This is a genomic window from Streptomyces sp. NPDC006385 (assembly GCF_040612485.1).
Lineage (GTDB): Bacteria > Actinomycetota > Actinomycetes > Streptomycetales > Streptomycetaceae > Streptomyces.
In genome coordinates this window covers 1-9,429 of sequence record NZ_JBEXQG010000136.1, presented here as the reverse complement: position 1 = coordinate 9,429, position 9,429 = coordinate 1, and the positions used below count along the sequence as shown (strand labels likewise).

9 protein-coding genes are annotated in these 9,429 nt (G+C 70.8%); 5 read left to right on the top strand and 4 right to left on the bottom strand.

Translation table 11 applies throughout. The annotated features are described in order from the left end of the window. The first annotated feature begins 15 nt into the window (after nt 1-15). From ABZ078_RS43590 to ABZ078_RS43580, 3 genes are all read left to right on the top strand, one after another. Nucleotides 16-141: an FCD domain-containing protein gene (locus ABZ078_RS43590; RefSeq protein ID WP_356584115.1), complete on the top strand. Its 126-nt coding sequence runs from the start codon at nt 16-18 to the stop codon at nt 139-141. Nucleotides 142-378: 237 nt separating this feature from the next. Beyond that, complete coding sequence (locus ABZ078_RS43585; protein WP_356584113.1) at nt 379-1,761, top strand: MFS transporter; 1,383 nt, start codon at nt 379-381, stop codon at nt 1,759-1,761. A gap of 876 nt (nt 1,762-2,637) precedes the next feature. Beyond that, a complete protein-coding gene (locus ABZ078_RS43580; RefSeq protein WP_356584111.1) occupies nt 2,638-4,140 on the top strand; it encodes an NAD-binding protein in 1,503 nt (500 codons plus the stop codon). 89 nt (nt 4,141-4,229) lie between these two features. Here ABZ078_RS43580 and ABZ078_RS43575 read toward each other — a convergent pair whose 3' ends face one another. Continuing rightward, nucleotides 4,230-4,664: an ATP-binding protein gene (locus tag ABZ078_RS43575; RefSeq protein WP_356584109.1), complete on the bottom strand. Its 435-nt coding sequence runs from the start codon at nt 4,662-4,664 to the stop codon at nt 4,230-4,232. A gap of 145 nt (nt 4,665-4,809) precedes the next feature. Here ABZ078_RS43575 and ABZ078_RS43570 point away from each other — a divergent pair, with 145 nt between their 5' ends. Both ABZ078_RS43570 and glpK read left to right on the top strand, forming a co-directional pair. Next, nucleotides 4,810-5,577, top strand: a complete 768-nt coding sequence (locus tag ABZ078_RS43570; protein WP_356584107.1) for an IclR family transcriptional regulator — start codon at nt 4,810-4,812, stop codon at nt 5,575-5,577. A 58-nt stretch (nt 5,578-5,635) separates the two neighbouring features. Continuing rightward, nucleotides 5,636-7,150, top strand: coding sequence for a glycerol kinase GlpK (gene glpK / locus ABZ078_RS43565; RefSeq protein WP_356584105.1), 1,515 nt, complete (start codon nt 5,636-5,638; stop codon nt 7,148-7,150). 36 nt (nt 7,151-7,186) lie between these two features. Here the strand turns inward: glpK and ABZ078_RS43560 are convergent, their stop codons facing one another. The 3 genes from ABZ078_RS43560 to ABZ078_RS43550 form a co-directional block, all read right to left on the bottom strand. Next, nucleotides 7,187-8,101 (bottom strand): ABC transporter permease, encoded by a 915-nt coding sequence (locus ABZ078_RS43560; RefSeq protein WP_356584103.1) that lies wholly within the window; start codon nt 8,099-8,101, stop codon nt 7,187-7,189. Next, nucleotides 8,088-8,897 carry an ABC transporter ATP-binding protein gene (locus ABZ078_RS43555; RefSeq protein WP_356584101.1) on the bottom strand — a complete coding sequence of 270 codons (810 nt, stop codon included), beginning with the start codon at nt 8,895-8,897 and terminating at the stop codon, nt 8,088-8,090. The genes ABZ078_RS43560 and ABZ078_RS43555 overlap by 14 nt, the downstream gene beginning before the upstream one ends. 38 nt (nt 8,898-8,935) lie before the next feature. Next, the coding region (locus ABZ078_RS43550) for an ABC transporter substrate-binding protein (RefSeq protein ID WP_356584099.1) at nt 8,936-9,429 on the bottom strand (494 nt) is incomplete at its 5' end.

Genomic DNA, 9,429 nt, shown 5'->3' with positions numbered 1-9,429 from the left:
TCCGGCGAGGAGCACATCGCCATCGTGGACGCCATCGAATCCGGGGACGGGGAGCTGGCCGCCGAGCTGATGCGCAAGCACCTCGCCCACAGCCGAGGGATCTGGGCGGGGCGGGCGGAGAGCGACTCCGACGACTCCTGAGCCGAGCGACGTCAGGGTGAGAGGACTGCGCCGGGGGTCTTGACAGCGGGCAAACGTCCGGCCAATCCTCTGCGTACCGGTAAGGCATTACACATCACACCGCAGACACGTCGGACTAGCGCAATCTCACCCGCGAGTGAGGTATCACACCTCAGATCTGTACGTCTCCGAAGCCTCAGATCTGTCGCGTGAGCGGGCGGCCTTGCCCCGGGCCGCCGACCGACACCAGGAGGACCTGTGAGCAGTTCCCTCATCGACGACGCCCGGTTCAGGCCGTTCCACAAGAAGATGTTCGCCCTCACGGCCGGAGGGCAGTTCCTCGACGGCTACCTGCTCAGCATCGTGGGCGTCGTCGTCCTCGGAATGAGCCAGGACCTCGGCATGTCGGCCAGTCAGGAGGGGCTGATCGGCGCCTCGGCGCTGGTCGGTCTGTTCGTCGGCGGCCTGGTCTTCGGACGGGTGACCGACCGTATCGGCCGGCAGTTGCTGTTCACCCTCCACTTCGTGGTGATCGCCGCCGCCTCGATCGCGTCCATGTTCGTCGACGATCCCGCCCTCATGGTGCTCCTGCGCTTCGTCATCGGCGTCGCGCTCGGCGCCGACTACGCCATCGGCAGCGCCCTGCTGTCGGAGTGGCTGCCCACCGCCCAACGCGGACGGGTCATGGGAATGCTCATCATGGCGTGGTTCGTCGGCGCCACCGCCGCCTACATCGTCGGCTACGCCCTGATCAACACGGTGGAGTCCGGGGCGTGGCGCTGGGCCCTGGGCAGTGCGGCCATCCCCGCCGTCGCCTTCATCATCGCCCGCATCGGCACCCCCGAGTCACCTCGCTGGCTCGCCAGCCGCGGACGCGTGGAGGAGGCGCGAGCCGTCCTGGTCCGCGTCTACGGCGAGGAGGCCACCCCCGAAGCCGTCGACACCCTGGTCGACGACGAAAAGGGCCACGGCCTGGGCTTCATCGAGGTCTTCCGCGGCGAGTACTTCAAGCGCACGGCCTTCGTCGGCCTGTTCTGGCTCCTCCAGATCGTGCCCCTCTTCGCGATCTACACCTTCGGGCCCACCATCCTCAGCGCCTTCGGCATGTCCGGCAGTGGCGACTCGGTCATCGGATCGGCGCTGATCAGTGTGCTCTTCCTGATCGGCTGCGTCCCCGCACTGCGCCTCATCGACACCCTCGGCCGACGTCCCCTCATCGTCTGGTCGTTCGCCCTGATGGTCATCCCGCTCGCCGTGCTGGGCCTGGCCCCGACCGCGCCCGTCGCCGTCGTGCTCGTCTGCTTCTGTGCCTACGCCCTGTTCTCCGGCGGCCCGAGCATCCTCGAGTTCATCTACCCCACCGAGCTGTTCCCGACCGAGGTCCGCGCTACCGCCGTAGGAGTCGGCACCGCCGTCAGCCGGATCGGCGCCGCCATCGGCACCTACCTGCTGCCTGTCGGGCTGGACCGCATCGGCGTCGGCCCCACGATGCTGATCATGGCCGTCGTCACTCTGCTGGGCTTCGCGGTCTGCGTCACGATGGCCCCCGAGACCCGCGGCCGCCGACTCGCCGAAGCCAGCAACGTCGCACCGGCCGCCTCGAAGCCGGTCGATCGGCCCACCGAGTCCGTGGGCCGCTGAATCGGCATCGGACATCGGAGGTACCGCCGAGGCCGGCTCGGTGACCGACGCCTGATCGCCTGATCGCCTGGTCGCGCGCCTGCGAGCGCACCAGGACAGGGCCTCCTGACCGCTTGAGGTGGCTGCACCACCTTCGAGCCGTTCAGGAGGCCCTTCTGTCGTCCCGACAACCGCTGCTGTGCGCTGCCCGAGGACGCCGAGCGGCGCCAGGGCCCGACCTCGGCCCGGCGGCGGGGACCCCAGCGCTGCGGGGGTCGGCTGCCGGCGGTCGGCCGGCGGCCCGTCGCGCAGGGCGCGCGTAGCGTGGCCGTGGTGTGCGGCATCACCGAGTGCGCTCCAGGCCCGACCGGGCCGAGACGGCGCGGGAGGGCTTCACGCCCGGCCTGGGGGTGAGCCCCCGGCGTTTGAGCATATGTATGAACCCTGGTCGCCGTGCCTGTGGCAGCTGTCCATGGCGTGGGGAAGCGGCCGCTTCTACCGTCGGAGCACGCGAGATTCCGCCGGGCGACCCCCGGCGACTCCTGGCTCTCGCTCTCGCGCTGCGGCCGTCATGACGACCCGGGGCCGCTGTTCGTCCGCTCCCCGCTTCCACCGCAGACCTTGCACTTGCAGTCCTGGGGGAGCTTCCAGCGTCGGCGTCGCCTCCCAACTCGGGCCCGACGCCCCGTACTTCGGCCGTTTCACCACCCTCGACGGGAGTAGAAGACATGAGTGCTCCAGGCGGTCAGCCCGCCGTCATCCGCCGTCCACCGGTCACGGACGGCCGGTCCCGCGACCCACGTGACCTCAGATGTCACTGCGGCCGCACGCTCACAAGCTGCGGCGGTTGCGGGACCCCTCGTTGCCTCGATTGCGACCCCTACCGTTCCGATGACTGTGTCTTCGACCTCTGAGCAACTCCGTGACGGCGTCCGCGTCGAGGAGGACACGCGCGACACGTTCGCCGCTCCGGCAGACGAAAGCGCGGCAGGGAAGCGGTATTTCGTCGTGATCGGCAGCGATGTCGCGCGCAGGGTCTGTGGCGCCCTGCGGTCGGCGGGACACCTCGTGCGCCACCTGGCGCAACCCACCGACGAAGATCTGCGCCGGGCGCTGGACCAGGAGGTGGCCGGCGTGGCGGTGCTGCTCGACGACGACGTGGAATCCCTGCGCTACGCGCTCGCCGTCGAGCACATCCGTCCGGGCGTCAGACTGGTCGTGACGGTCTTCGACCGGACCGTCGCCGAGCAACTCGTGCGCGTGGTCCCCAACTGCCAGGTCACCTCACCGGCCGACGTCGCCGCTCCCGTGCTGCTCGCCGCCTGCCTCCAGCCCGACCTGCTCGCCATCGACCGCACGCCCTCCGGTCACGTCGGTGCCCGCCGCCAGGGAGACGCGGTCACCCTAGAGACGTACCGGCCACCGCGCGCCCTGAAATGCCAGGCATGGCTGGGCAAGATCAGGGGGCAGCTACGACCGCACGACGGCAGTTCGCGCATCATGCTGACCGGCCTCGCCGGACTGCTCGCGGTGCTGCTGGCGGACTGGGCCTGGTCCGTGGGCTTCAACCACCGGCCACCGGTGGAGGCGTTCTTCGAGGCGGTACGGACGGTGGCGACCGTCGGTCCCGCGGCCCCGCACGGCTCGAACGCCTACCTGGTCTTCGCCGGCCTGGCCATGCTCGTCACCATCGTCTTCACGGCCGTTTTCACCGCGGGCATGGTCGACCGCCTCCTCGCTCCCCGCTCGATCGGCGTCGTGGGCCCCCGCGCCCTTCCCCGGGCGGGCCATGTGGTGGTCGTCGGACTCGGCCAGGTGGGGCTGCGGCTGTGCACCCGCTTGCAGCACCTCGGCGTCGGCGTGATCGCGGTGGAACGCGACCCGGCGGCCCCCAACCTCCGCCTGGCCAGGGCACTCGGCGTCCCCGTGGTCATCGGCGACGCCACCGACAAGTTCGTCCTGCGCCGGCTCAGTCTGCACACGGCCGAGGCCATGGCCGCCGTCGCCTCGGACGATCTGGACAACATCGCCGTGTCCGTGGCCGCACGGGCCGTCGCACCCGATCTGCGCGTGGTCATCCGGGCGGGCGACCACGAGGCCATCGCCGAGACCCAGTCCCTGTTCCGCATCGGCATCGTGCACGACCTGGGCAGTCTGAGCGCCGCCTACACGACCGCGAGCCTGACCGGGCTACGGCCGCGCGGCGTTCTCGCGCACGGCCGGCGACTGCTGGTGGAGCGGGCGGACGGGACGTTCACGCCATGGCCGCACGCGGTCCGGTGCGATCACCACCAGGACGGCGCCGCAGTTCCCGCGGACGGCGCCGCAGTTCCCGCGGACGGCGGGGGAGACCGGCCGTGCGGGCGTGTCTGCCCCGAGGGCGTCGCGCAGAGGACCTAGCAGCCGGGGAGGCCAGCCAGGCATGGCGAGCCGGGTCCGCCCGCGCGGCTCCCCACGCGAGGCCCCCCTCGCCCGTGAGGTGACCGGCCTCAGACCGGGCCGAACCGCAGCTCCGCCCACCGGCTGGTCCCGCCGGAGTGCACCCGCACTCCGCACCGGGACGCCAGCGCGGTGACGATGTCGAGGCCCCGACCGTGCTCGTCCGGGTCGGGGGCGGGAGCCGACAGCCCTGTCGGAGCCGCGGGCCCTCTGTCGGTCACCTCGACGCGTACGGCCCCGCACCTGTCCGGCCGGCTCCGCGAGAGGCTCAGCGTCGCCGGGGGCAGGGCGTGGACGATCGCGTTGGTGAGCAGTTCCGAGACGACCAGCAGCACGTCCTCGGCGAGGTCCGCGGCGACGTTCCAGTCCACGAGGACCGCACGTATGCGTCGACGTATGGCCGAGACGGCTCCCGGCGTGTGCGGCAGCGCGAAGACGTGCTCGGCTTCCCCGTGAGGCGCGGCATCGAGCTGCGCTGTTGTCATGTGTCCTCCTCCTGAGGGAAAGCCCGTCGGCCGCCGATCGAACTCGAAGAAACGTTAAAGACGGAAATACCCGCGGTCAACGAACCATGGTCGGCATTACCGAACGACAGTCCCGAACCGGAAAAACCGGGACTACCATCGCCTCATGGCCGGCCCAGTCCAGTCGATAGAGCGGGCGGCGGCGATCCTGCGCCTGCTCGCCGGCGGTTCCCGTCGGCTGGGGCTGGGGGAGGTGGCCTCGTCACTAGGGCTCGCCAAGGGCACCGCCCATGGCATCCTGCGCACCCTTCAGCACGTGGACTTCGTGGAGCAGGACCCGGCGACCGGGAAGTACCAGCTCGGGGCGGCTCTGCTGCATCTCGGCACCAGTTACCTCGATGTCAACGAACTGCGCTCGCGCTCCGTCAACTGGGCCGACGCCCTGGCCGCCCGCAGCGGGGAGGCCGTCCGGCTGGGCACGCCCCTGGAGGGCAAGGTGCTCGTCATCCACCATGTCTTCCGGCCGGACGACACCCTCCAGACCCTGGACGTCGGCGCGCTGCTGCCGCTGCACGCCTCCTCGCTCGGCAAGGTCCTGCTGGCCTTCGGAGCCACGCCCCTCGATCCCGTGCTGGAGGACGAACCGGAGGCGTACACCCGGCACACCCTGGTCCACCCGGAGCAGCTCACCCGGGCGCTCGGCGAGATACGGGACCTCGGCTGGGGCGCCGAGGTGCAGGAGCTGAGCATGGGCGAAGCCGGCATCGCCGCGCCGATCCGAGGGCAGGGCGGTCTCGTGGTGGGCGCGATCGGGGTGTCCGGCGCCGTCGAGCGGATCTGCGACACCAAAGGCCGGCCTCAACCGGCCCTGATCACCGTGCTGCGGGAGGCGGCACGCGCGATCTCCAGAGACCTGGGCGCGGCCCGCTGGTAGGCCACCGGCCCCACCGGCCACCGGCACCTCCGCGACACATCGGAAGGCAGGGCCGATCATGGTTGAGCGGTATGTGATGTCCATCGACCAGGGCACCACCTCCACCCGATGCATCCTGTTCGACCACGGCGGGCGGCTGGCGGCGGTCGCCCAGCGGGAACACCAGCAGTACTTCCCGCGGCCCGGCTGGGTCGAGCACGACGCCGTCGAGATCTGGCGCAATCTCCAGCGCGTCGTACCCGAGGCGCTGGCCGACGCCGGGATCGACGCCGGGCAGATCTCCGCCATCGGGATCGCCAACCAGCGTGAGACATCGGTGCTCTGGGACCCGAGGACGGGCGCCCCCCTGGGCCGTGCGATCGTCTGGCAGGACACCCGCACCGCCCCGCTCGTCGACGGACTGAGGACCGAGCCGGGAGAGGAGTTCTTCCTCGACCACTGCGGCCTGCCGCCGTCGACCTACTTCTCCGCACCTCGGATCCGCTGGCTGTTCGACCACGTCGACGGGCTGGAGCGGCGTGCCCGCGACGGCGAGGTGCTGTTCGGCACCATCGAGAGTTGGCTGATCTGGAACCTCACCGGCGGTACGAACGGCGGCCTGCACATCACCGACGCCACCAACGCCAGCCGCACCATGCTCATGGACATCCGGACGCTCACCTGGGACGAGGCGCTCCTGGACTTCTTCGGGGTGCCGCGCTCGATGCTGCCGCAGATCCGCCCCTCGGCGGAGCCCTACGGCGAGGCCCACGCGCTGCTCCCCGGCGTGCCCATCACGGCGGCCCTCGGCGACCAGCAGGCGGCCCTGTTCGGACAGACCTGCTTCTCCCCGGGCGAGGCCAAGTGCACGTACGGCACCGGCAGCTTCCTGGTGATGAACACCGGCACCGACCTCGTACGGTCCCGGCACGGGCTCCTCACCACGGTCGCGTACAAGATCGCGGACCAGCCCACGGTGTACGCCCTGGAAGGCCCGATCGCGGTCACCGGCTCGCTGGTCCAGTGGTTCCGCGACCGGCTCGGCCTGATCCACAGCGCCCCCGAGATCGAGACGCTGGCGCGTACCGTCGAGGACAACGGCGGCTGCTACATCGTTCCCGCCTTCTCCGGGCTGTTCGCACCGCACTGGCGCAGCGACGCCCGCGGCGTCATCGTCGGCCTCACCTCCTACATCACCAAGGGCCACCTGGCCCGCGCCGTCCTGGAGGCCACCGGCTGGCAGACCCGGGAGGTCGTCGACGCCATGAACGCCGACTCCGCGCTCGCCCTGAAGCAACTCAAGGTGGACGGCGGCATGACGTCTGACCACCTCCTCATGCAGATCCTGGCCGACGTGCTCGACGTACCCGTCGTACGGCCGCTCGTCCACGAGACGGTGTCGCTGGGCGCGGCCTACGCCGCCGGACTCGCGGCCGGCTACTGGCCGGATCTGCAGGTCCTGCGCCGCAACTGGCACCGGGCCGCCCAGTGGCTGCCGGAGATGGATCCCGAACGGCGCGAGGAGGAGTACGCCTCCTGGAAGCGAGCCGTCGAGCGGTCCCTGGGGTGGATCCAGCCGCCGCGGCGCTTCTGACCCGGCGTGCTGACCTGCCCCGCGGGGACCTGTCGCTCAGCGAGTGACCAGCCCCCGCCCCCGCAGCACCCGCCGCTCCAACGGGCTGAAGACCAGCAGGTCGATGGCGATGCCGACGAGCAGGATGAGGAAGATGGCCAGGAACACCTGCGGCATGCTGCTGTTGTTGCGCCCGTTCTCCAGCAACTGGCCGAGGCCGACACCGAGGTCGGGCGAGGAGGCGATGATCTCGGCGGCCATCAGCGAGCGCCAGGAGAACGCCCACCCCTGCTTCAGCCCCGCCAGATAGCCGGGCAGCGCCCCCGGCATCACGATGTGCCGGGCCTCGCGCAGCCCGGTCGCGCCCAGGGTGCGTCCGGCGCGCAGGAACAGCGGGGGGATCTGGTCGATGCCCGCGACGAGGCCGTTGGCGATGGACGGGACCGCGCCGAGCAGGATCACGGCGTACATCATCGAGTTGTTCAGGCCCAGCCAGAGCACGGCGGGCGGCACCCAGGCCACCGACGGCAGCGACTGGAGACCGGACAGGATGGGGCCGATGGCAGCTCTGACGAACTTCACCCGGGCGACCAGCAGTCCGAGCGGCGTACCGATGGCGAGCGCCAGCAGAAAGCCGAGCAGACCGCGCGAGAGGGACGTCCAGACGTAGTCGAGGAGCGTCCCCTGGAGCCATGCCTCGCGCACCTCGCCCCAGACGTCGGACGGCGAGGCGAGCTTGTACGCGGGCGCGACCTGCGCCCACACCAGCAACTGCCAGACCGCGACCACCAGCGCGACGGCCGTGACGGGCGGCAGCACCTTGCGTGCCAGGGTCGCGCGCAGCGGCGTGCGGCCGACCTGCACGGAGTCCAGCGCGTCGAGCCCGGCCTCCAGTCCAGCCAGGTCGTCGGCGCCGTTCTTCTCCAGGTCGAGGTCGCCCTTGACGACGACGCCGTTGTCAGTGCCGGCCATGGCGGCGGATCTCCCCACGCAGTTCTTCGGTGATCTCGACGGCCAGCTCGGCGACCGCGCCGTCCTCGATGCGACGCGGATGCGGCAGGCCGACCGTCCACTGCCGGGCGATGCGGCCCGGGCGCGAGGACAGCAGCACGACCCGCTGGGCGAGCCGCACCGCCTCCCGCACGTTGTGCGTCACGAACAGCACCGACAGTCCCGTCTCCTCCCAGATCCGGGTCAGTTCGTCGTGCAGTACGTCCCGCGTGATCGCGTCCAGCGCCGCGAACGGCTCGTCCATCAGCAGCAGTCGGCTGTCCTGGGCGAGCGCCCGGGCCATGGCGACGCGCTGCCGCATACCACCGGACAGCTCGTGCACCCGCTTGCCGTACGCGCCCTGAAGCCGTACGAGGTCCAGCAGCCGCTGCGCCTCCTCGCGCCGCTCGGCCTTGGCGACTCCCCTCAGCTTCAGGGCGAGTTCGACGTTCTTGCCCGCGGTCAGCCACGGGAACAGCGCGTGCTCCTGGAACATCAGGGCGGGCCGGCCGTCCGTGCCGATCGAGCCGGCGGACGGCAGGTCGAGGCCGGCGACCAGGTTGAGCAGGGTGGACTTGCCGCAGCCGGAGGCCCCCAGGAGGGTGACGAACTCGCCGGGCGCGACATCGAGCGTGATGTCGTCCAGCACGAGCTGCCGCCCGCCGGGCGTGCCCGGCGCCGGGAAGGACTTCGAGACGTGCTCGATCCGGGCGGCGTACGTCACCGCCTGGACGTCGTCCTCGGCGACCTTTGCGGTCGTGGCCGTCGTCGTGGCCATGGTCGTCATCTCCTGGGGACTCGTCGGGTGCGGTGCTGTCACTCGACGCCGAGACCGGCGTCGTCGACCTCGGCCTTGCCCTCGGCCTTGAGGACCTTGTTGAGCGGCGTGAGGTCGTAGATGCCCTTCAGGTCGGGCTTCTCCAGCAGGCCGGCCTTGACCGCGTGCTGCGCCTCGGTGTCGAGGGAGGCGGCCAGCGGGTCGTCCAGGAAGGTGATCGACTTCCAGGCCGGGTCGATGACCTCGGCGGGCAGCGCCTTGCCCGACAGTTCCTTCAGCGCCTCGTTGGCCGAGGCCCTGGCTTTCTCCGGGTGGGCACGGATCCACTCGTTGGTCTTCACGGAACCGCGCAGCACGGCCTCGACGACGTCCGGGTGTTCCTTCAGGAACGCCTGCCGGACGACGATGTTCGTGATCACGAACTTCTTGTCCGGCCACAGGTCGGCTTCGTCGAGGAGCACCTTGGCGCCCTCGGCGACCAGCTTGGACGCGGTCGGCTCGGGCACCCAGGCGCCGTCGATCGAGCCGGACT

What these genes read in the sequence shown, in the direction of transcription:
- ABZ078_RS43575 (WP_356584109.1), bottom strand. Translation starts at nt 4,664, where the DNA reads ATGACAACAGCGCAGCTCGATGCCGCGCCTCACGGGGAAGCCGAGCAC.
- ABZ078_RS43570 (WP_356584107.1), top strand. Translation starts at nt 4,810, where the DNA reads ATGGCCGGCCCAGTCCAGTCGATAGAGCGGGCGGCGGCGATCCTGCGC.
- glpK (WP_356584105.1), top strand. Translation starts at nt 5,636, where the DNA reads ATGGTTGAGCGGTATGTGATGTCCATCGACCAGGGCACCACCTCCACC.
- ABZ078_RS43560 (WP_356584103.1), bottom strand. Translation starts at nt 8,101, where the DNA reads ATGGCCGGCACTGACAACGGCGTCGTCGTCAAGGGCGACCTCGACCTG.
- ABZ078_RS43555 (WP_356584101.1), bottom strand. Translation starts at nt 8,897, where the DNA reads ATGGCCACGACGACGGCCACGACCGCAAAGGTCGCCGAGGACGACGTC.